The sequence below is a fragment of the Brevibacterium ihuae genome (assembly GCF_900184225.1).
Lineage (GTDB): Bacteria > Actinomycetota > Actinomycetes > Actinomycetales > Brevibacteriaceae > Brevibacterium > Brevibacterium ihuae.
Genome location: NZ_FXWZ01000003.1, coordinates 1,062,407 through 1,083,321 on the forward strand (window position 1 = coordinate 1,062,407; position 20,915 = coordinate 1,083,321).

16 protein-coding genes and 1 tRNA gene are annotated in these 20,915 nt (G+C 71.7%); 9 read left to right on the plus strand and 8 right to left on the minus strand.

Going from position 1 to position 20,915, the window contains the following annotated elements:
- Nucleotides 1–199 precede the first annotated feature (199 nt).
- The 3 genes from C1A17_RS10055 to C1A17_RS10065 all read right to left on the minus strand — a co-directional run bounded on the left by C1A17_RS10055 (nt 200) and on the right by C1A17_RS10065 (nt 3,751).
- A complete protein-coding gene (locus C1A17_RS10055) occupies nt 200–1,882 on the minus strand; it encodes an alanine/glycine:cation symporter family protein (protein WP_101652851.1) in 1,683 nt (560 codons plus the stop codon).
- Between the two features lie 211 nt (nt 1,883–2,093).
- Nucleotides 2,094–3,521: a TIGR01777 family oxidoreductase gene (locus C1A17_RS10060; protein WP_101652852.1), complete on the minus strand. Its 1,428-nt coding sequence runs from the start codon at nt 3,519–3,521 to the stop codon at nt 2,094–2,096.
- A gap of 146 nt (nt 3,522–3,667) precedes the next feature.
- Nucleotides 3,668–3,751: transfer RNA gene (locus C1A17_RS10065), tRNA-Leu, on the minus strand.
- Between the two features lie 546 nt (nt 3,752–4,297).
- On the opposite strand from C1A17_RS10065, the gene C1A17_RS10070 reads away from it, so the two are divergent.
- From C1A17_RS10070 to C1A17_RS10105, 7 genes are all read left to right on the plus strand, one after another.
- Complete coding sequence (locus tag C1A17_RS10070; protein WP_101652853.1) at nt 4,298–5,116, plus strand: FHA domain-containing protein; 819 nt, start codon at nt 4,298–4,300, stop codon at nt 5,114–5,116.
- A 46-nt stretch (nt 5,117–5,162) separates the two neighbouring features.
- Entirely contained in the window at nt 5,163–5,609 is a 447-nt protein-coding gene (locus tag C1A17_RS14830) for an FHA domain-containing protein FhaB/FipA (protein WP_425427298.1), read from the plus strand.
- The gene (locus C1A17_RS14595) at nt 5,606–8,935 is read left to right on the plus strand and encodes an FtsW/RodA/SpoVE family cell cycle protein (protein WP_245873668.1); all 3,330 of its coding nucleotides are present in this window, start codon (nt 5,606–5,608) and stop codon (nt 8,933–8,935) included. Before C1A17_RS14830 ends, C1A17_RS14595 begins: the two co-directional genes overlap by 4 nt.
- Entirely contained in the window at nt 8,932–10,401 is a 1,470-nt protein-coding gene (locus C1A17_RS10090) for a peptidoglycan D,D-transpeptidase FtsI family protein (RefSeq protein WP_101652854.1), read from the plus strand. Before C1A17_RS14595 ends, C1A17_RS10090 begins: the two co-directional genes overlap by 4 nt.
- 17 nt (nt 10,402–10,418) lie before the next feature.
- Nucleotides 10,419–12,296, plus strand: a complete 1,878-nt coding sequence (locus C1A17_RS14220) for a protein kinase domain-containing protein (protein ID WP_245873669.1) — start codon at nt 10,419–10,421, stop codon at nt 12,294–12,296.
- Entirely contained in the window at nt 12,293–14,266 is a 1,974-nt protein-coding gene (gene pknB / locus C1A17_RS10100; RefSeq protein ID WP_101652855.1) for a Stk1 family PASTA domain-containing Ser/Thr kinase, read from the plus strand. Before C1A17_RS14220 ends, pknB begins: the two co-directional genes overlap by 4 nt.
- Nucleotides 14,267–14,510: 244 nt before the next feature.
- Entirely contained in the window at nt 14,511–15,224 is a 714-nt protein-coding gene (locus tag C1A17_RS10105; protein ID WP_101652856.1) for an HAD family hydrolase, read from the plus strand.
- Between the two features lie 209 nt (nt 15,225–15,433).
- Here C1A17_RS10105 and C1A17_RS10110 read toward each other — a convergent pair whose 3' ends face one another.
- Genes C1A17_RS10110 through C1A17_RS10120 form a run of 4 tightly spaced genes read right to left on the minus strand, consistent with a single transcriptional unit; the run spans nt 15,434 to nt 18,115 of the window.
- Nucleotides 15,434–16,087 (minus strand): anthranilate synthase component II, encoded by a 654-nt coding sequence (locus C1A17_RS10110; protein ID WP_101652857.1) that lies wholly within the window; start codon nt 16,085–16,087, stop codon nt 15,434–15,436.
- Nucleotides 16,084–16,257 (minus strand): hypothetical protein, encoded by a 174-nt coding sequence (locus tag C1A17_RS14225; protein ID WP_180953291.1) that lies wholly within the window; start codon nt 16,255–16,257, stop codon nt 16,084–16,086. The genes C1A17_RS10110 and C1A17_RS14225 overlap by 4 nt, the downstream gene beginning before the upstream one ends.
- Nucleotides 16,257–17,399: a class E sortase gene (locus tag C1A17_RS10115; RefSeq protein ID WP_245873670.1), complete on the minus strand. Its 1,143-nt coding sequence runs from the start codon at nt 17,397–17,399 to the stop codon at nt 16,257–16,259. The genes C1A17_RS14225 and C1A17_RS10115 overlap by 1 nt, the downstream gene beginning before the upstream one ends.
- Nucleotides 17,399–18,115, minus strand: coding sequence for a DUF881 domain-containing protein (locus tag C1A17_RS10120; protein ID WP_180953292.1), 717 nt, complete (start codon nt 18,113–18,115; stop codon nt 17,399–17,401). Before C1A17_RS10120 ends, C1A17_RS10115 begins: the two co-directional genes overlap by 1 nt.
- 146 nt (nt 18,116–18,261) lie before the next feature.
- Between C1A17_RS10120 and C1A17_RS10125 the strand changes: the two genes are divergently transcribed.
- Together C1A17_RS10125 and yczE are read left to right on the plus strand one after the other, a co-directional pair.
- Nucleotides 18,262–19,080, plus strand: coding sequence for a cell division protein CrgA (locus tag C1A17_RS10125; protein WP_245873671.1), 819 nt, complete (start codon nt 18,262–18,264; stop codon nt 19,078–19,080).
- Nucleotides 19,077–19,721 carry a membrane protein YczE gene (gene yczE, locus C1A17_RS10130; RefSeq protein WP_101652859.1) on the plus strand — a complete coding sequence of 215 codons (645 nt, stop codon included), beginning with the start codon at nt 19,077–19,079 and terminating at the stop codon, nt 19,719–19,721. Before C1A17_RS10125 ends, yczE begins: the two co-directional genes overlap by 4 nt.
- Nucleotides 19,722–19,992: 271 nt before the next feature.
- Here yczE and C1A17_RS10135 read toward each other — a convergent pair whose 3' ends face one another.
- Nucleotides 19,993–20,901, minus strand: a complete 909-nt coding sequence (locus C1A17_RS10135; RefSeq protein ID WP_245873672.1) for a rhomboid family intramembrane serine protease — start codon at nt 20,899–20,901, stop codon at nt 19,993–19,995.
- Nucleotides 20,902–20,915 lie beyond the last annotated feature (14 nt).

Here is a 20,915-nt window from a genome sequence, read left to right on the forward strand (position 1 = left end):
GCACGGACGACGACACCCACCGCAGCTCCAGCAGGTGCTGCACTCCCACAAACGCCCGAGGCGGGCCACGGTCGGAGACCACGACCCGCCTCGGGAGCGGTGCCGAACCGGCGGCGCTGACCGCGCAGCGCACGACCAGCGGTGTCGAGACACCTGTGCCGGGCCGGTGATCAGCTCACCGGCGCGCACGCGGACGCCGTCACACCCGGTCGTCCTTGACGTCGACCCCACGATCCTTCTGCGCCTTGCGGAAGCTGTCGCGGATCCGCTTGCGCTTCTCGCGCACACCGGCCCGGCGCTTCTTCTCCGAGGCGACCTGCTCCTCCGTGGGAGTGTGGTTCCGCAGACCCACCTGGAGGTCCTCCGGGATCTCCTCGAGGGTGCCGGACGCGGCCTGGCGCTTGTGGCGCAGGATCTCGAGGCGGAGCACCTTCGACAGGAAGTAGATGCCGAGCAGGTTCGGGACGCTCATGAGGAAGAACATCGCATCGGAGAACGCGATGACGCTGCTGAGCGAGATCGAGGCACCGACGACGACCGCGACGACCCACACGACCTGGAAGACCTTCTGCGCGACGGCCGATTCCTTAGTGAGGAAGCCGATCGCCTTCTGGCCGTAGTAGGCGTAGGACAGGATCGTCGAGAACGCGAAGAGCACCACGCAGACGGTGAGGATGTACGGGAACCAGCCGGCGACCGTGCCGAACGCCTGGGCGGTGAGGTTGACGCCGGCCTCGGTGGAGCCGTCGCCGGCGTCGGCGTCGTAGAGGCCGGTGGTAATGATCGCGAGCGCGGTGAGGGTGCAGATGACCACCGAGTCGATGAGCGGCTCCCACATCGCGGTGAAGCCCTCGGTCGCCGGGCGCGAGGTCTTCACGGCCGAGTGCGCCATGCCGGCCGAGCCGATGCCCGCCGCGTTCGAGAACAGCGCACGCTGGATGCCGACGATCGCCACGCCGACGATGCCGCCGACGATCCCCTCGCCGGTGAACGCGCCCTGGAACATCAGCACGAAGGCATTGGGGATCGCGGTGAAGTTGAGCAGCAGGATGATGACGACCGACACGAAGTACAGGATCGCCATGAGCGGGGTGATCGCCGAGGTCCAGCGGGCGATCGAGGTGATGCCGCCGAGGATGACGACGCCGGCGACGATCGCCATGATGAGGCCGATGAGCCAGAGCTTGTCGGCGAAGAAGCTGTCCTCGCCGCCGGTCGAGTTGACGAGGATGGCGGCGGACTGGTTCGCCTGGAAGAGATTGCCGGCGCCGAACACGCCCACCACGGTGGTGATCGCGTAGAAGTAGGCGAGGAACTTGCCCATCTTCGGCCGGCCGATGTCGGCGAGCCCGTCGCGCAGGTAGTACATCGGTCCGCCCGAGGTGGTGCCGTCGGGCAGGATCGTGCGGTACTTGACGCCGAGAGTCGCCTCGGCCATCTTCACGGTCATCGCGAGGAGGCCGAAGATGATGATCCAAAGGGCCGCACCCGGGCCGCCGATGGTGATCGCGACCGCGACGCCGGCGATGTTGCCGAGTCCCACGGTGCCGGAGAGCTCGGTGGCGAGCGCCTGGAACGACGACACCTCGCCCGGGTCGGTCTTGCGCGTGAGCTTGCCCCGGATGACCTTGACGGAGTGAGCGAGGCCGGTGATCGGCTGGAAGCGGAGGTAGACGGTGAGGAACACCGCTGCGGCCATGAGCCACACGACGATGAGGGGCAGCTCGGTCCCCCCGACGGGAACCCCGAAGAACACGATGGCGGAGAGGACGTTCGCGATGGGGGCGAACATCGTCTCGACCGCCTGGTCGATGCCGGAGGCTGCGGCCAAGACGTCGGTCGACGGCGGTGCGGCATGGGCGAGTGCGGAATGAGGACTCATAGTCACGTGGCGCGGCAGTAGCTGTACGTCCGGAGGGTCGGTCCGGTTTCGGCACCGTCACCGAACCCTAGCAAGCAGGAACTGCACAGGCCAGGCACAGGGAGCGATCAGGGGGTGAGATAGCGGCTCGGTTCAGCGCTGACCCCCCGGATCGGACCAGGTCAGAGGCGATCCCGGGGCGCCCGACCGAAGTTACTTCTCGGTAAGAAGATCAGTCCGCGGCAGGACTCCACAGGGTCGCCCGGAGCGCATCGTCGAGAGTCGGGTGGCGGAACCGGTGATCGACGCCAGCGAGCGCCTCGGGCACCACCCGCTGGTCGGCGAGCGCGAGCTCGCGTGCCGCCTGGGGGCCGAGCAGCAGCGCGGGCGCGATCGGGGGGACCGGGATGACGGACGGCACGGAGAGCACGTCGCCGAGCGCCTGCGCGAACTCCTGCTGCTGGACCGGTTCGGGGGCGACGGCGTTGATCGGGCCGGAGAGGCCGTCGTCGAGCGCGGCCCGGGCATAGACCTGGGCGATGTCGTCGAGCGAGATCCATGAGAGCCACTGGTCCCCCGCGCCCACCCGGCCGCCGAGCCCGACGAGATAGAGCGGGAGCTGCATCCGCAGCGGACCGCCGAGCGAGGTGAGCACGACCCCGGTGCGGATCGACACGGTGCGCACCCCGAGGTCCGCGGCGCGGGCAGCCTCGGCCTCCCAGCGGCGGCACACTTCGGCGAGGAAGCCCTCGCCCGAGGCGGCGTCCTCGTCCAACCGGACGTCACCGCGCTCCGATCCGTAGTAGCCCACGGCCGAGGCGCACACGAAGGCGTCCGGCCGGTCCGCGGGGTCGAGCTGCTCCATGGTGAGGACGAGGAGGCGCGTGCTGTCGAGGCGGGAGGACAGGATGCGCTCGCGCGCACGCTCGGTGAAGCGGGTGCCGATGCTCGCGCCGCTCAGGCAGATGACGACGTCGGCCCAGGCGAGCGCCCGCGCGTCGAGGAGACCGAGTCCGGGATTCCACCGCACCTCGTCCTCGCGCCACGGAGTGGACCGGACGAGCCTGCGGACCTCGTGGCCGCCGGTCGACAGGAGAGCGGCGACCTGGCGCCCGATGAGGCCTGAGGCGCCGGCGATGAGGATGCGCCGCGGTTCGCCGCCGAAGCGTGCGGCGAGGTCGGCGTGGAATCCGAGGTCGCCGAGCAGCCGGGCGGTGCGGGCGGTGAAGATGTTCGTCAGCATCGCGTCCATCGCGAGGGAGTCGAACCCGTCGGGGAACGGGCCGCCCGGAGGCGCGAGGCGGTACTCGACGTGGTCGGAGATCGTGCACGCCCCTGCCGAGCTGTTCGCTGCGGGGCCAAAGGTGTGCGTGTGCCGCCAGGAGTGGAACGGGCCGGTGGTCATCCGGTCGACGAACGAATGCGGCTCGGGACCGGCCTCGTGCTCGCACACGACGGGAACGCGGACGACTCCGCGGGTGCCGGGAACTGTCGCCTTCATCCGAACCTTGCTGCCGGGCGCGAGCGGCGGATACGACTCCTCGACGATCTCCTGCGCCCATTCGGGGCTGAGTCGGGTGAGGGCGCCCTGCCGCGAGTGCCAGGTGCGGACTGTGTCGAGCGGGTGGGGGACCTCGACGGAGTGGGTGAAGACTGCCATGCCCCCATAGTGCCAGGGTCGGGCTCCGGATTCCGCACCCGCGCCCGCCCGAGAGCCCGAAAAGTCCGGACATGTGTGCGCGGGCGGGCCGGCCTCGGCCGGGACGACGAAGGCCCGGACGGATCCGTCCGGGCCTTCGGCTGCTGTGCGCGAGGGGGGACTTGAACCCCCACGACCTTTCGATCACTGGCACCTGAAGCCAGCGCGTCTACCAATTCCGCCACTCGCGCGAGTGACAACAGGAAACACTAACATCACGGGCAGTCCGCGCCCAAACCGGTCCACGCCGGCTCGCAGGGCGCCCACCGGACGCTGCCCGAGGCGCCCACCGCGCGCCTCGGCGACGGTCCGCACCGAACGCTGCCCGAGGCGGGATCACGCGCCTCAGGCGGCCCTCCCGGACCCAGCACACCGCTCCGCACGCTGTCCGCACCGGTGCCTCGGGCACCGCGTGCGCCGTCGGCTCGGGCGGCCCCGCACTCCGGTGAGCACGTGCTCAGGATTGATCCGCCCGCAGACCTCGCCGTACTGCGCGGTATCCACCGATCTGCGCGCAATTGCGCGCAGATCGGTACATACTCCGCAGTACGGCGGCGCACAGCACCTCCGAACCCGGCCCGCCGACCTGGTGAATCCCCGCACGGCCACCGGGGAATCCCGGTGCGAACGGCGCTCGACATGTCATCCCCGGCGTGTGCCGTTAGCATGGAGTGTTGACAGTGTTGGCTGGCGGCGCCGCCTCGGCGACCGGCACGGCGGTCGGAAGGAGGCAGGCCATGGGCGTACTCGACCGGTTCGAGAAGGGCATCGAGCGCGTGGTCAACGGTGCCTTCGCGAAGGCCTTCCGCTCCCAGGTCGAGCCCGTCGAGCTCGCCGGAGCCCTCCGCAAGGAGGCCGACACCCGCGCCGCCGTCGTGTCCCGCGGGCGCACCCTCACCGCCAACAGCTTCATCATCGAGCTCTCGCAGCACGACTACGAACGCCTCGAGCCGATCCAGGCCGAGCTGCGCGCCGACCTCCGCCAGGTCGTCGGCGATCACGCGATGGACCAGGGCTACAGCTTCGTCGGCCCCGTCATCGTCACCCTCGAGGTCGCCGAGGACCTCGACACCGGGATGTACCGCGTGCGCGCCTCGACCAAGCGCCCCGACGGCTCGCCCGCCGCCCAGCCGCAGAACCGGGGCGGCTACGACCCGCCCTCCCGGGCGAACCCGGTCGTGCCCGAGGCCTACGCCCACACCCACAGCGGCCCGCAGCGCGTCGCCGAGGCGCCCGCCCCGGTCCCCCGCAGCGAGGATCCCCGGCACCCGGCGGTCGAGATCGACGGCCGGGTCCGGCGGCTCTCCCAGGGCACCACGGTGTTCGGCCGCTCCTCGAGCAGCGCCGACATCGTCCTCGACGACCCCGGGGTGTCCCGCCGCCACTTCGAGATCACCGTCTCCGGTGCCCGTGCGGTCGCCACCGACCTCGGATCGACGAACGGCACGCTGCTCGACGGGCGCCGGATCACCTCGGTGACGCTCACCGACGGCGCCGCCCTCACTGCGGGCGACACCGCCGTCGTGTTCCGCGAGACGGAGACGGGAGGCCGATGAGCGAGTTCACCGTCATGGTCCTGCGCTTCGCGTTCTTCGCGCTGCTGTGGATCTTCGTCTTCCTCGTCGCCGGGGTCCTCCGCCAGGATCTCTTCGGTCCGCGCCGCAGCAACCGCGCCGCTCGCCGTGGCCGGTCGCGCGGTTCCCGCACCCCCGCACCCGCCGGCGCACCGTCGGCGGGGGCGGGGGGGCGGGACCGCCGCAGCCGCGCGAGCTCCACGTCACCTCGGGCGCGCTCGCCGGGATGGTCGTGCCGCTCGGATCGGCACCGATCACGCTCGGGCGCGCGGGCGGCAACACCCTCGTCCTCGAGGACGACTTCGCCTCCGGCAGCCACGCCCGGATCGTGCCCGACTCCGGCCGCTGGTACGTCGAGGACCTCGGTTCGACCAACGGCACATTCATCGACGGCCAGCGGCTGCACTCCCCCGTGCAGATGCGGATCGGCACCCCCGTCACCATCGGCCACACCACTCTGGAGCTTCGTTCGTGAGCAGCAGCCAGGACTTCATGCTGCGATCCGCGGCCCGCTCCCACACGGGCCTCGTGCGCAAGAACAACCAGGACTCCGGCTATGCCGGGCCGAACTTCCTGCTCGTCGCCGACGGCATGGGCGGCCACGCCGGCGGCGACGTCGCATCCGCGATCACCGTCGCCCGGCTGTCCTGCCTCGACACCCCCGACCAGGGGAGCGCCGCGCTCGACGTGCTGCGCCAGTCGATCCTCGATGCCAACGAGCGCATCACCGCCTGCGTCGCCGAACAGCCCGAGCTCGCCGGCATGGGCACCACCGTCACCGCGCTGCTCCGCAGCGGCGATCGGCTGGCGCTCGCCCACATCGGCGACTCCCGCGCCTTCCTCCTGCGCGACGGCGAGCTCACCCTCGTCACCCACGACCACACCTTCGTCCAGATGCTCGTCGACGAGGGGCGCATCACCCTCGAGGAGGCGGAGTCCCACCCGCAGCGCTCCGTCGTCATGCGCGTGCTCGGCGACGTCGGCGCCGCCCCCGAACTCGACCTCTCGCTGCGCGACACCCGTCCCGGCGACCGCTGGATGGTGTGCTCCGACGGACTCACCGGCTTCGCTGCGCACGACGACATCGTCGAGGCCCTCACCGGGATCTCCGATCCGGGCGCGTGCTGCGACCGGCTCGTCGACCTCGCGCTCGCCGGCGGGGGTGCCGACAACGTCACCGTCGTCATCGGCGACGTCGTCGCCCCGGACGACACCGCACATGTCGCCGCCGGGGAATCCGTCGGCTCGGTCCGGATCAATCCGCAGTACGCCCTCCTCGGTCAGGGCGAGGCCCGCACCGAGCTCATCCCGACCGGGCAGCTCGACATCGTCGACGACGAGGCCGACACCCAGCAGATCGACGCCGTGGGGAGCGACCAGGACGCGGACCGCGCCGGATCCGGGACCCCCGAGGCCCGCACCGGCGACACCCAGCCGCTCCGCGCCGGATCCGGTACCGCACACGCCTCCGCGGAGGGCGACACCGGCCGCGCGGCCGCAGTCGGAACCGCCGGCGCCGCTGCGGCCACCGGCACCGCCACCCGGACCGACGAGCGTTCGCACGATGACGCGCACCCCGGCGATGACGACGACCTCGACGACTGGGGCGCCGAGGACCGGCCGCGCCGGCGCGGGCCCCTCGTCCCCCTCCTCGTCACCGTCCTCGTGCTCGCCGCCGTCGCGATCGCCGGCGTCGTCGGCTGGACCTACGTCCGCGGCCAGTACTACGTCGCCGAGGACGCGGGCACCGTCGCGATCTACCGCGGGGTCTCCCAGTCGCTCGGCCCGCTCGACCTGAGCTCGCTCGAGGAGTCCACCGACATCCCCGTGGACCAGCTCTCCGCGTTCTCGCAGAGCCGCCTCGAGGCGACGATCCCCGCCGGGGACCGCGCCGCCGCCGACGCCGTCGTCGACACCCTCCGCGACGAGGCCGAGGCGAACGCCCCCACCCAGATGGAGGGCGGCGTGACGAACGCCCCCGTCGAGTCCGACCCCGCGCCCGCCGCCTCGCAGGACGCCCCCGACGAGGCTCCGGCCGGCGCCCGCCGCCTCGCAGGACGCCCCCGACGAGGCTCCGGCCGAGGAGCCGGGCGCCGCGGGAGGCCCGTGATGACCTACGCCCCCGCCCAGGCCCCGGCCCGGACGCCGGAGGCGGTCGCCCCGTCCGCGCAGGGCCCGCGCACCTACCGGTTCGCCGAGCTCGGCCTCATCGCGATCGCCGTCATCATCTCCGCCGGCGGCTACGCCCTCGTCGGCCTCGGCGCCGAGGACACCGTGCCGGCGAACGTCTACGTCTACACCGGCCTGCTCGCCGCCCTCGGCCTGGGCCTCCACGTCCTCATCTGGTGGCGGGCCAAGTACGCCGACCCGGTGATCGTCCCGATCGCAGTGCTCCTCAACGGCATCGGGCTCGCGATGATCTACCGCATCGACCTCGCCACCGACTCCTCGACGGCGAACTCGCAGCTCATCTGGATGACGCTCGGCACGATCCTCGCCGGCCTCGTCGTCGTGCTCCTCCGCGACCACCGGCTGCTTCGCCGCTTCACCTACACCTGCGGGTTCGCCGCGCTCTTCCTCCTCCTGCTGCCGCTCATCCCGGGGCTCGGCACGACGATCAACGGCGCCCGGATCTGGATCCACTTGGGTCCCTTCTCCTTCCAGCCGGGCGAGATCGCGAAGATCCTCCTCGCGGTGTTCTTCGCCGGCTACCTCGTGAGCTACCGCGATCAGCTCGTGCTCGCTGGGCCGAAGATCCTCGGCATCCGCTTCCCGCGGCTGCGCGACCTCGGCCCGATCATCATCGCCTGGGTGGCGAGCGTCGGGATCCTCGTGTTCCAGCGCGACCTCGGCACCTCGCTCCTGTTCTTCGGCCTGTTCGTCGCGATGCTCTACGTCGCCACCGGGAAGAAGACGTGGATCTTCCTCGGGCTCGGGATGTTCGCCGCCGGCGCAGTCGTCGCCGCCCAGATCTTCTCCCACGTCCAGCAGCGCATCGACGGCTGGCTGGGCGCGCTCACCCGCGAGGAGTTCGAGAAGACGCCGGGCGGCTCCTACCAGCTCGTCCAGGGCCTGTTCGGCATGGCCTCCGGCGGGCTCACCGGCACCGGGCTGGGCGAGGGCCGCCCGAACGTCGTGCCCTACGCCGAATCCGACTTCATCTACGCCTCCCTCGGCGAGGAGCTCGGGATGGTCGGGCTGTTCGCGATCCTCCTGCTCTACGTCATCCTGTTCCAGCGCGGCATGAAGATCGCGGCGAGCGTGCGCGACGGCTTCGGCACCCTGCTCACCGTGGGACTGACGTTCACCATCGCCCTCCAGTGCTTCATCGTCATCGGCGGGGTCACCCCCCCCCTCCCCCCCCCCCGCCCCCCCCCCCCCCTCCCCCCCCCCCGCGGGTCCCCCCCCCTCCGCAGCTGGATCATCATCGGGCTGCTCCTGCGGATCTCCGACAACGCGCGCCGTCCGGCCGAGGAGTTCCAGACCGGTGTGCTCACCGTCCTCCACGATCCCGCGGAGTCCGTCCGCAACTCGACCCGCCGGCTCCGCGACGCCGAGGTGCGCACGCCCGCCGCTCGCCGGGATCCGGGCGCCGGGCATCCCGCCACGGAATCCGGCGGCGACCCCGATCCCGAGGCCGAGGTCCCCACCACCGTCCACCCGGCGGCACCCGACCCGGAGGCCGACATCGCGACGTCCGCCCATGTCGTCCGCGGCGACGATGCGACTGGCGGATCCGCGAGCGCCGCCGGCCCGGCCGGCGATCCGACCGACGGCGCGACGGGGGGTGAGCGGCGATGAACCACCCGCTCAAACACCTCGCCCTCGTCGGCTTCGTGATGTTCGCGCTGCTGTTCGGCTCGACGAGCGTCGTCCAGTACTTCCAGGCGCAGGCCCTGCGCGACAACGAGCTCAACACCCGCACCCTCGTCGAGGAGCTGTCCCGCGAGCGCGGCCCGATCCTCGTCGACGGCACCCCGGTCGCATACTCGGTGCCCGTCGACGACACCTACGAGTACCAGCGCACCTACGGCGCCGAGGGCCTGCCCGCGGAGGTCTACGCCCCGATCACCGGATTCTTCTCGATCGTGTCCGGCGCCACCGGGCTGGAGAAGACCGAGAACAGCCTGCTCGCCGGCACCGATGACGCCCTGTTCTACGACAAGATCTCGAACATCCTCAACGGCACTCAGCCGGCCGGTGCGGCCGTCGAGATCACCGTCGACCCGGAGGCGCAGATGGCCGCCTGGAACGGGCTCGGCGGCCAGAAGGGCGCCGTCGTCGCCCTCGACCCGAAGACCGGCGACGTGCTCGCGATGGTCTCCTCGCCGGGCTGGGACCCCAACCCCATCGCCTCGCACGACCGCGATTCGGCGCTCAATGCGTACGAGAACCTCATCGCCGACGAGGACAATCCCGCCTACAACCGGGCGATCGGCGGCAATCTCTACCCGCCGGGCTCGACGTTCAAGCTCGTCACCGCCGCGGCCGCGCTCGAGTCCGGCGAGTACACGCCGGAGTCCGAGCTGCCGGGCCCGGCGACCCTCGATCTGCCGGAGACGACCGCGACGATCTCGAACTCCGGAGGCGGTGCCTGCGGATCCGGAGGCACCGTCACCCTCGCGCAGTCGCTCATCGACTCGTGCAACACCTCGTTCGCCGACCTCGGAATGTCGCTCGGCCAGGACGCGATGAGCGCCCAGGCCCAGGAGTTCGGGTTCGGCGAGAGCTTCGACATCCCCCTCACCGTCAGCGCCTCGAGCTTCCCCTCGGACACCAACGCTCCGCAGCTCGCGCAATCCGCACTCGGCCAGTACGAGGTCCGCGCCACGCCGCTCCAGATGGCGATGGTGTCCTCGGCGATCGCCAACGGAGGGACCCTCATGCAGCCTCAGCTCATCGATCAGGTGCGCAACGCCCGCACCCTCGATCTCATCGACGAACCGAGCCCGAGCCAGTTCTCACAGCCCATCAGCTCCGACACCGCCGCCGCCCTCACCGAGATGATGGTGGGCGTCGTCGACGAGGGAACGGGCACCGCCGCCCAGATCCCCGGGGTCGACGTCGCGGCGAAGACCGGCACCGCGCAGCACGCACAGGGTGCCGCGCCCCACGCGTGGTTCACCTCCTTCGCCCCCGCGGACGACCCGCAGGTCGCGGTCGCCGTGGTCGTGGAGAGCGGCGGCAACGCCGGCAGCCAGGCGTCCGGCGGACGGGTGGCAGGACCGATTGCTCAGGCAGTGATGGAAGCGGTGATCAGCGAATGAGGCCCGGTGCAGGAACCATGCTCGGCGACCGGTACGAGCTCACCAGCCGGATCGCGGTCGGCGGGATGGGCGAGGTGTGGCGCGGGCGCGACACCGTGCTCGCGCGCGAGATCGCGGCGAAGATCATGAAGGAGGAGTACCTCTCCGATCAGTCGTTCCTCGACCGCTTCCGGGCCGAGGCGCGCAGCATGGGCGCGGTCTCCGACCCCGGCATCGCCGGCGTGTTCGACTACGGCGAGGAGAACGGCTCGCCGTACCTCGTCATGGAGTACGTCCCCGGCGAGGCGCTGTCAGCGATCCTCGACCGCAACGGCGGGATGCCCGAGCGCGACGTCCTCGACATCGGCGCGCAGGCCGCACAGGCGCTCAACGCCGCCCACCGCTCCGGCGTCGTGCACCGCGACATCAAGCCCGGAAACCTCCTCATCACCCCGGAGTTCCGCGTCAAGATCACCGATTTCGGGATCGCCCGGGTGGCCGACCAGGCACCGCTGACGAAGACCGGCCAGGTCATGGGCACCGCCCAGTACCTCGCTCCCGAGCAGGCCACCGGCAAGGGCTCGACGTCGAAGTCCGACCTCTACTCGCTCGGCATCATCATGTACGAGGCGCTCGCCGGCGTCCGCCCCTTCACCGGGGAGTCGCAGGTCGAGATCGCGATCGCACAGGTCAATCGCCAGCATCCGCCGCTGCCGGATACCGTGTCCGAACCGGTCCGCAGGCTCATCGACGCGATGCTCCAGAAGAACCCCGACGACCGACCCGCGGACGGACAGGCCGTCGCCACCGCCGCGCGCGCCCTCCTCGCCGGGGACGTCGCCGCGGCCGAGGCCGCCGTCCCGCAGATGCGCGGCACCTCGCCGACCGAGGCGGTCACCCGGGTATTCAACCAGAACGACGTTTCGACCACCCGGGTCATGCCGGCGGCCGGTGCCGCCGCGGCAGGGGCCGGGATCGGGGCCGCTGCCGGCGCGGGAGCGGCCCACGCCGCAGGCGACCCGAACGGCAGCTGGAACCAGGATCCCGCGACCGCGTCCCAGGGCTACCACGACCCGATGATCGCCGCGAGCGCCCGCAGCCGCGACGCCGACCTCGTCGAGGACGAGCCGGAGAAGCGGTCGAAGGCGCCGACCGTCATCATCACGATCCTCATCGTGCTCGCCCTGCTGGGCCTCGGCTGGATCCTGTGGCTGTTCCTCGGCGGCGGGGGCGACGAGCCCGCGCCGACCGACACCGCAACCGCGTCCGCCGAGCCCACCGCGGAGACGATCACCATCGATCCCGACGACTACATCGGCCAGAGCGAGGCGAGCGCCACCCGGAACCTCGAGGACCTCGGGCTCGAGGTCGAAACCGTCACCGTGTCCTCGAGCCGCGCGGAGGGCACCGTCGACGGTGTGCGCGCGGGCAACGACGGCTACGAGTTCGAGACCGGCGACACCATCACCCTCGAGATCTCCGGCGGGCCCGCCGAGGCCCCCGAGCAGGAGGAGCCCACGCAGGCACCCGAGCCGGACCGACCCACCCAGGCACCCGAGCCGGAGCCGGACGAGCAGGAGCCCGCACCCGAGGACGAGCCCGCGCCCGATGAGGACCAGGGCGGCGACCAGGGCAACGGCGGCGACCAGGGCGGCGGCAACGACGGCGGCGACTCGGGCGGCGGCAACGACGGGGGCAACCCGGGCGGCGGCAACGACGGGGGCAACCCGGGCGGCGGCAACGAAGATCCGGGCCTCGGCGGCGGCCAGGGCAACCAGGGCCAGGGGAACGCCGGCGGCGGCCAGGGCAACCAGGGCCAGGGCAACGCCGGCGGCGGCCAGGGGACCAATGCCGGTTCCGCACCCGCTGCGGCGGGTGCCGCCGGTGTTCACGCCTCGTTCGGAGGACGCGGATGAGCGAGGTGCGGATGCTGTCCGGACGCTACGAGGTCCGGGAGCTGCTGGGCCGCGGCGGGATGGCCGAGGTCCATGCGGGTGTCGACACCCGCCTCGGCCGTCGCGTGGCGATCAAGCTGCTGCGCTCCGACCTCGCCCGCGACCCCTCCTTCCACGCCCGCCTCAAGCGCGAGGCGCAGTCGGCCGCCGGTCTCAACCACCCCGGCATCGTCGCCGTCTACGACTCCGGCGAGCAGGAGTTCGCCGAATCCGGCGGGGACATCGTCCACGTCCCCTTCATCGTCATGGAGATGGTCGAGGGGCGGACGCTGCGCCAGGTCCTCACCGATCACGGCCGGCTCACCGTGCGCGAGGCTCTCGACGTCACCGCCGGGGTGCTCGCCCCGCTCGACTACAGCCACCGCAACGGGATCGTCCACCGCGACATCAAGCCCGGCAACGTCATGCTCACGCCCGAAGGCGACATCAAGGTCATGGACTTCGGGATCGCCCGCGCGCTCGAGGACACCGGCAGTCTGACCCAGACCCAGTCGGTGGTCGGCACCGCGCAGTACCTCTCCCCCGAGCAGGCCCGCGGCGAGATCGTCGACGCCCGCTCGGACCTCTACTCGACCGCGTGCCTCCTCTACGAGCTGCTCGTCGGCCGCCCGCCCTTCGTCGGCGACTCCCAGCTCGCGGTCGCCTACCAGCACGTCGGCGAGGACCCCAAGCCGCCGTCGCACTACGACCCGGAGATCCCCCCGGCCATCGACCGGCTGCTCCTCCACGCCCTCCAGAAGGATCGCACCGTCCGCTACCAGGACGCCCACACGTTCCGGGAGGACGTGCTCGCCGCCCGCGACGGCCGCCCGCTGAGCTTCGAGGACGACGCCGACGCCACCCAGGCCTTCGGCGTGGTGCCCGGGGCCTTCGCCGCGGGAGCCGCCGGCGCCGGACTCGGTGCCGCTGCGGCCGGACCCGGATCCGCGCACCCGCCCACGGAGCAGACGATGGCCTATTCGGCCCTCGGCGAGCCCACGCAGGCGATGGCCCAGGCGCAGATGACGAACTCCGTCGCGACGATCGCCGAGGAGGACAGCGAACCGGAGCCCGACGAGCGCAGCCGGACCTGGCTGTGGGTGGGCAGCGCGCTCCTCGTCCTCGTGCTCGCCGGCCTCGGCCTGTTCGTCTACACCCTGTCCAAGGAACCGGAGATCGTCACCTTCGAGCTCGCGGATCTCCGCGACCGGGCCGCGGACGATGCCGAGCAGTATCTGCTCGAGCAGGGTCTGCGCGTCGATCGCGAGGAGACCGCCGACGACGACATCGGCGAGGGCAACGTCGTGAACACCGACCCGCCCGGGGGCTCCCAGGTCACCGAGGGCGACCTCATCGTGCTCTTCGTGTCGACCGGGCCGGACTCCGTCGAAGTGCCCGATGTCGCCGGCGACTCCGAATCCCTCGCCCGCCAGACGATCGGCGACGCGGGGCTCACCGCCGGGAGCAACATCGACGAGAACTCCCCCGACGTCGACGCCGGCACCGTCATCGAGACGCGCCCGGAGGCCGGCTCGACGGTGGCGAAGGACTCCACGGTCGACCTGGTCCTGTCGACGGGCATGGTCGACGTCCCGGACGTCCTCGGGATGACCGAGGACGAGGCCTGCGAGACGCTCGCCGGCGAGGACTACCAGCTCGACTGCACCGTCGAGGAGGCCGAGACCGCCGACCATCCCGCGGGCGAGGTCTTCGAGCAGAGTACCGAGGGCGGCGGCGAGGTGAGCCAGGGCTCGGCGATCACCATCACCGTGGCGACCGCACCGCCCACGCAGACGCCCACCCCGGAGCCGACCGCACCCGTGCTCCCGTGGCCCACGCTCCCCGAGGGACCGAGCGACGAGGGGGACGAGAACCAGGGAGGCATCCAGGGCAACACCGGCCGCCCCGACGAGGGCCGGGATCGGCCGGGTCGACCGGACGGGCGCGACTGACCGGACCCCTGCAGTGAACCGCATCTCCCCCGACATCCCCGCTCCGGCTCCCGCCGCCGTGCCGCCCCTCCCAGCGGCACCCTCGGTCGAGCCGTCGGCGCCGCCTGTGCCCGCACCCGCAGAGGTGCCCACGCCCGCGGAGGTGGCCGCACCAGTGGAAGCGGCCGTACCCGCGGGGGCGGCCGCCACGACCGCAGCCACCGGGACAGCGGGCCGGGCACCCTCGTCCGCGCAGGTCCCGTGGATGATCACCGTCCACCTCGACTCCGTCGTCTTCGATTCGGTGACGGTGTGGGATCGCGTGGCCCGCGCCGTCCTCGCCGAGCACGCGGTCACCGCCGGCGACCGCCTGCCGGATCCCCTCGTCCTCGCGCTCGCCACCGGTGAGCTCCGGGGCATCAGCGACGCGCTCTCCCACGTCATCCGTTCGCGCACCGGGGCCTCGGTGACGAGCACCCTCATCCGCCTCAGGATCTTCCACCTGCTGTCCTCCGCCGTCCGCGACACCGACCTCGCCCGCCCGGGTGCCGGCGAGCTCCTCACGCGGATCGCCGCCACGGATGCACGGATCGCCTATCTGTCCTCCATGCCGCGCACCTGGGTGGAGACGCTCGACACCCATCTGGGTCTGCCCGAGCCGCACGTGCTGCTCACCACCGAGCAGCTGCGGAGTCCTCGCCCCGACCCCTACGGGCACCTGCTCGCCTCCCATCAGCTCGGCGTGCCCGCCCGGCTCGGGGTCGCGCTGGAGAGCGGTTCCGACGGGATCAGTGCTGCGCTCACCGCGGGCCTGCGGGTCATCGCCGTGGTGCCGAAGGACATGACCGGGGGAACGGATCGCCTGACGCTGGTGAGCGATCTGCGCGATGTGGACCTCGCTGCGGCCCGCGAGGCGCTGTGCGCCGACCGGGCGCTCTCCCGGGGACCGGCCGGCTCCGCGCTCGGCGACACGGCCTGAACGAGCGCGGCAGCAGGACGACCTGAGCATCGAGCGGCGACAGGACGATCGGAACAGCGGACGGCCACAGCCGAGGTGCCGGCGGCCTCGGCCGTTCTGCCGGGAGATGACCCCGACCGCCCTGCTGGGCGGCGCACCGGCCTCACCGCCGGGAGATGCCCACACCCGCCGAGCCCGGCGGTACCCCGGTCGCTCGGCTGTCGGGCGGCTCAGCCGTGGAGGCCGGCGGAGGCGATCGGCGAGCGACCGCGGGCGGCCTCGGCGGCCTCGGGCATCCCGCACTGGGCGAGGAAGTTGCCGAGCATCTGGTAGCCGTCCTCGGTGAGGACGGACTCGGGGTGGAACTGGACACCGGACAGCGGCGCGTCGCGGTGGGCGATGCCCATGACCACCCCGTCGGCAGTCTGCGCGGTGACCTCGAAGACCTCGACGGGCAGGGTCGAGTCGACGATCGCGAGCGAGTGATAGCGCGTCGCGGTGAGCGGCTCCCGGCAGCCGGCGAAGATCCCGGACCCGGAGTGGGTGAGCTGCGAGGTCTTCCCGTGCATGAGCGTGGGCGAGTGGGCCACGGTGGCGCCGAACACCTCGGCGAGGGTCTGGTGGCCCAGGCACACCCCGAACATCGGCACCCGCAGCTCGGCGCAGGCGCGGACCACGGCGGGGCAGATGCCGGATTCGGCGGGCACGCCGGGGCCGGGTGAGAGGAGCACGCCGTCGTAGTCGGCGAGCAGGGCGGGCACCTGCTCCGCGGGCACGTCGTCGTTGCGGATCACCGTGGTGTCCGCGCCGAGCTCGCGCAGGTAGCCGACGAGGGTGTAGACGAAGCTGTCGTAGTTGTCGACGACGAGGATCCGCGCGGTCATCCTGCTGCTCCGTCCTCGGTCACCGTGGCTTCGTTGAAGGGCATGTAGGGGGCGATGACGGGGAACACGAACTCCATGAGCAGGTAGACCGCCGCAGCGATGAGGAGCAGGCAGAGGACGAGCTTGACGAAGGTGTTGCCGGGCAGCGCGCGCCAGATGAGTCCGTACATCAGACGACCCCCTCGTTCGCCTTCGCGTAGGCTGGCGAGTCCTGCAGGCGCTCGGGCACGCCCTCGGCGGCCGGCTGCCAGTCGGTGAGCTCGGCGTAGGCGATGTAGCGCTCCTGCGCGGAGAACATCGGGTTGCACGCGGTGAGGGTCATGATCCGGTCCTTGCCCTTGAAGTCCGGCATGTCCGGCACCGGGGCGAGCACCTCGGTGGCGTCGGGGAGCACGATGTCGAAGTTCCGGAAGGTGTAGGTGTAGAAGCCGTCGGCGGTCTGCACGATGATCTCGTCGCCGGGACGGAGCTCGGCGATGAGGTTGAGCGGCTTGCCGTAGGTCACGCGGTGGCCGGCGAGCGCGAAGTTGCCGACCTCGCCGGGCATCGCGGCGTTCGGGTACCGGCCCAGTCCCATCCGGTTGAGGACGGGCTCCATCGACACGCCCTCGGCCATCGTGCGGTAGTAGTCCTCGCCGAAGCGCGGGATGTAGACGATGCCGAACGCGGAGTTCATGTCCACCGGCTCCGCGACATAGGGCGTCTCCGGGTCCGGCGGCAGCTCGTTGCGGGGGTTCTCCGCCCATTCGCTCGTGAGCTGGTCGGCGAGATTCGCGTTGTCCTCGTTCGCGGCGATGTCCGTCCACCACAGCTGCCACACGACGAAGAGGATGAGGACGAGACCGGCGGTGATGCACAGCTCGCCGAAGGTCCGGACGGTCCCGCGGACGCAGCCGAGCGGTTCGGGCTCGGGGCGACCCCGGCGAGCGCCGCCGGCGGGATCCTCCGGGCCGTCGGGACCGCGGTTCGTCATCACCGGCTCCGCGAAGGCAGTGGCGACGGCGGCGCGGGCGTCGGCGGGCGCGTTCATCATGCGGGTGTCGTCGCCGCGCGACGGGGCGGGGCGCGCACCGTGGCCCGGTTCGGGGTAGGCGCCGGAGTACGCCGAGGTGCGATGGGCCGGGCGGATCACCGGGCGCGCGGCGGCGGGCACGGGGCCGTCACCGGGCGGCGGACCCGGATAGCCCGCACCGGCGTGCGGCGGCCGAGGGGCGTCGACGGGGTGAGCGGGAGCGGCGTCGGAACCGGCGGAACGGGCGCGCTCGGCGGCCTCTCGGGCCTTGCGCTCCCGCCGCGTCAGGGGTTCGTCCACTACTGCTTCACCTTCGCCTGGTCCACCTCGAGGGAGTCCGTGTACTCGGTGAGCGTGACCGGCCCCGTCTCGACTTTCCAGCCCAATCCTAGACGGTCGGAGTACGAGCGGAAGACCGTCACCGCGGGCGAGGCGTCGAGCGCCTCGCGCAGCTGCTCGGGGTCGCCGACGACCTCGACGGTGTAGGGCGGGGAGAACACGCGGGCGTTGACGCGCAGGGTGTTGCCCACGCACTTGACCGCGGAGGTCGACACGATGCGCTGGCCCTGGACCGACATGCCGCGGGCGCCGCCGGCCCACAGCGCATTCATCACGCCCTCGAGGTCCTGCTGGTGGATGATGAGGTCGTTCGGGCTCGCGCCGTCGATCCCGGCGGACTCCGGCGGAGCGTCGTCGAGGGTGACGGTGAGCCCGGTCCCCTCGAGCGCGGTGGTCGACGCCGCGGTCGCGAGCTCGTCGGCGGCAGCGCGCGCGTCCTCCACCCGGACGTCGCCGTCGGCGGCCCGCTCCTCGAGCTGCTCGATCGACGCCCGGCGCTCGGTGATGCGCTGCTGGAGGTCCTCGTTGGTGCGCGAGCGCTCCTGCACGATGTCCGGCAGGGACGAGGTCTCGTTGCGGAGGTGGGTGCCGTCGGACAGCCGGGCCGAGGTCGCCATGAGGATCCCGCACAGCACGAGGACGACGAACACGGCGGTGCGCTGTGCGATCGCGGTCATCGGCTGGCCTTCCGGAATATGCGCGCGGGCGGCGCGGACGAGTACACTTTGCATGATTGCCCTGGAACCAATGTACCGACCGGCGTCGGGGGTCCCCAAGTCGTACCGCAGGTGCGCCGACCCGCCGCCGCCACCTGAGGAGAAACGTGGCCAAGCCGAGCCGTGCCCGCAAAGCTCACCGGACCTCGCGGAACTCCGCGGCGACGCCTGCAGAGACCAGCGGGGCGTCCGGGTCGGTCGACCCGACCGACGTCACGTCGACCGACGCGGACTCGACGGCGGACGTCGACGAGACACTCGTGACCGACCCCGTGGATGCGAAGCTCGAGGCCGACGCCACCGGACGCGACGCTGCGACGGACGCGACCGCCGACGATGTCGACGAGGATGTCACCGCTGCGGACGACGCGACTGCGGCCGACGACGCGGATACGGATGCAGCTGACGATGCGGATTCCGCGGACGAGGCTCCGGCTGCGACGAAGAAGCGGGGCGCGAAGAAGGCTGGCACGAAGACCACCTCCGCGGAGTCGGCCGGGACGAAGGACTCCACCGCGAAGAGGGGCACGGAGACCGGTTCGACCAAGGCCGGCGCCGCGAAGAAGACCGCTGCGAAGTCCACTGCGAAGAAGGACTCCGACGAGAAGACGAGCGCGAAGAAGAGCACCGCGAAGTCCGGGGACTCCTCCCCCAAGCGCACCGCGCGCTCGGGCAATCCTGCCAAGCGCTCGACCTCCCGGAAGACCTCGACGTACACCTCGGGCACGACGACGCAGTCGATCAAGCCGAACCCGCGCTGGTTCGTCCCGGTGATGATCACCATCCTGCTCCTCGGGCTCGCCTGGCTCGTCGTCTTCTACATCACCGGCGGCGCCTGGCCCGTCGAGGCCTGGGGCAACTGGAACCTCGTCGCCGGCTTCGCGTTCTTCATCGCCGGCCTGATCATGTCCACACGCTGGCGATGAGCGCCGGCTTCCGGCTGCTCGCACACCATCCGCTGCCGGTCCGCCTCCTCGCCCTGTTCGGCGGCCTCGTCCTCTACGGCTTCTCCGCCGGACTGATGATCGCCGCCGGCCTGGGCAACATGCCCTGGGACGTGCTCCACCAGGGGATCTCGCTCCACGTCCCGCTCACCATCGGGGTCGTCGGCATCATCGTGTCGGTCCTCCTGCTGCTCACGTGGATCCCCCTGCGGCAGCGCCCGGGGCTCGGGACGATCTCCAATGCGCTCCTCGTCGGCGTCTTCATCGACCTCACGCTTCTCGTCGTCGACCGTCCGGAGGCGCTGTGGGGGCAGATCCTGCTCATGTGCGCCGGCATCGTGCTCAACGGCCTCGCGACGGTGCTCTACATCATCCCGAACTTCGGCCCCGGCCCGCGCGACGGCCTGATGACCGGCCTCGTGCGCCGCACCGGCGCCTCGGTCACCGTCGTGCGCTCGTGCATCGAGATCATCGTCATCGCGAGCGGCTGGCTGCTCGGCGGCGTGTTCTTCGTCGGCTCACTGCTCTACGCGTTCGGGATCGGGCCGATCACCGAGCTCTTCCTCCGCCTGGCGCAGCGCCTGCTCGGCCCTGCCGACCCGATGGCGAGCGACGAGACCTGAGCCCCAGGACGAACCGGGCCCGGGAGTCCTGCGTGCGAATCAGGTCCAGGCGACCGAGGGTGTGCAGGGATTCGGTGCCCGAGGGGCGAAACAGGCCCGGGCGCTTGGGAGACGTGCCGCGACACGGTGTCCGGAAGGCGAACGTGGCACAGGCGCCCAATGGGTGCGTCGGAACTCGTCGTCGAACGCACGGGCGAACGGCTGGGCGCGTGCATCGGGCGGGCGGAACGAAGCGGCACCGGGGACATCGGAATGACATCGATGTCGTCATCTACAGTGTGGACAGAACCTGTGGATAACTCATCGCCGCGAGGATCGTCGCGCAGTAGATCGCGGCGAGCGCCACGAGGACCGCGACCGCACCCGCGCCGAACACCGCCGGCCGCAGGCGCGGGGGTGGGAGCAGCGCCGCGCAGCCGAGCACGAACCCGGTGACGAGACCGCCGAGATGCGACTCCCACGAGATCCCGGGTTCGAGGAGCGGGATCGCGGCGTTGAGGGCGACGAGCACGACCACCCCGCCGATGTTGCGGTCGAGCGCCCGGGTGGGGGTGAGCAGCACGCCGACGAGCGCGAAGACCGCCCCCGACGCCCCGACGTGGAGCGCGAACCACGATGTCGGATCGGTCGGGTCGGCGAGCGCGAGCACGCACACCGCGCCACCGATCGCACCGAGGACGTAGACGACGGCGAAGCGCACTCCGCCGATCGCCCGCTCGAGGAACGAGCCGAAGAAGTAGAGGGCGAAGAGGTTGAAGCCGACATGGAGCGGCGAGGGCTGCGAGTGGATGAAGGCGTGGGTGAGGGTGCGCCACGGCTGCTCGGCGGCGAGGGCCGGCATGAAGCCGAAGCGGGCGAGCAGGTCGAGCGGCGGGATGAACTGGAGCAGGTAGACCGCGCCGATGAGGACCATGAAGGTCGCGGTCGCCCGCGGCGGGCGGGCCGAGCGATCGATTCCGCGGGTCCCCGTCTGGCCGACGGATGCGGCCGCCGGGCCCGAGGGCCCGATGGGTGCGGCAGCGCGACCTGAGGGGCCAGCGGGTGCGGCGTCGATACCCGGTGGCGGGTTCTCGCCCTCGCCGCGGGACGGCGGGACCCCGGGCGGCCCGCTCTGCGGCGTGCCGCCCGGGGTCTCCGGGGTGCGGGGGTCGTCCTCTCCGGGCATTCCCCCAGCGGTCATGTGCGGTCCCCTGC

Excerpts from the sequence above, each read along its gene's own strand:
- C1A17_RS10055 (WP_101652851.1), bottom strand. The coding sequence starts at position 1,882 with ATGAGTCCTCATTCCGCACTCGCCCATGCCGCACCGCCGTCGACCGAC.
- C1A17_RS10090 (WP_101652854.1), top strand. The coding sequence starts at position 8,932 with ATGAACCACCCGCTCAAACACCTCGCCCTCGTCGGCTTCGTGATGTTC.
- C1A17_RS10110 (WP_101652857.1), bottom strand. The coding sequence starts at position 16,087 with ATGACCGCGCGGATCCTCGTCGTCGACAACTACGACAGCTTCGTCTAC.
- C1A17_RS14220 (WP_245873669.1), top strand. The coding sequence starts at position 10,419 with ATGCTCGGCGACCGGTACGAGCTCACCAGCCGGATCGCGGTCGGCGGG.
- C1A17_RS10070 (WP_101652853.1), top strand. The coding sequence starts at position 4,298 with ATGGGCGTACTCGACCGGTTCGAGAAGGGCATCGAGCGCGTGGTCAAC.
- pknB (WP_101652855.1), top strand. The coding sequence starts at position 12,293 with ATGAGCGAGGTGCGGATGCTGTCCGGACGCTACGAGGTCCGGGAGCTG.
- C1A17_RS10060 (WP_101652852.1), bottom strand. The coding sequence starts at position 3,521 with ATGGCAGTCTTCACCCACTCCGTCGAGGTCCCCCACCCGCTCGACACA.
- C1A17_RS10120 (WP_180953292.1), bottom strand. The coding sequence starts at position 18,115 with ATGACCGCGATCGCACAGCGCACCGCCGTGTTCGTCGTCCTCGTGCTG.
- yczE (WP_101652859.1), top strand. The coding sequence starts at position 19,077 with ATGAGCGCCGGCTTCCGGCTGCTCGCACACCATCCGCTGCCGGTCCGC.
- C1A17_RS10135 (WP_245873672.1), bottom strand. The coding sequence starts at position 20,901 with ATGACCGCTGGGGGAATGCCCGGAGAGGACGACCCCCGCACCCCGGAG.
- C1A17_RS14225 (WP_180953291.1), bottom strand. The coding sequence starts at position 16,257 with ATGTACGGACTCATCTGGCGCGCGCTGCCCGGCAACACCTTCGTCAAG.
- C1A17_RS10105 (WP_101652856.1), top strand. The coding sequence starts at position 14,511 with ATGATCACCGTCCACCTCGACTCCGTCGTCTTCGATTCGGTGACGGTG.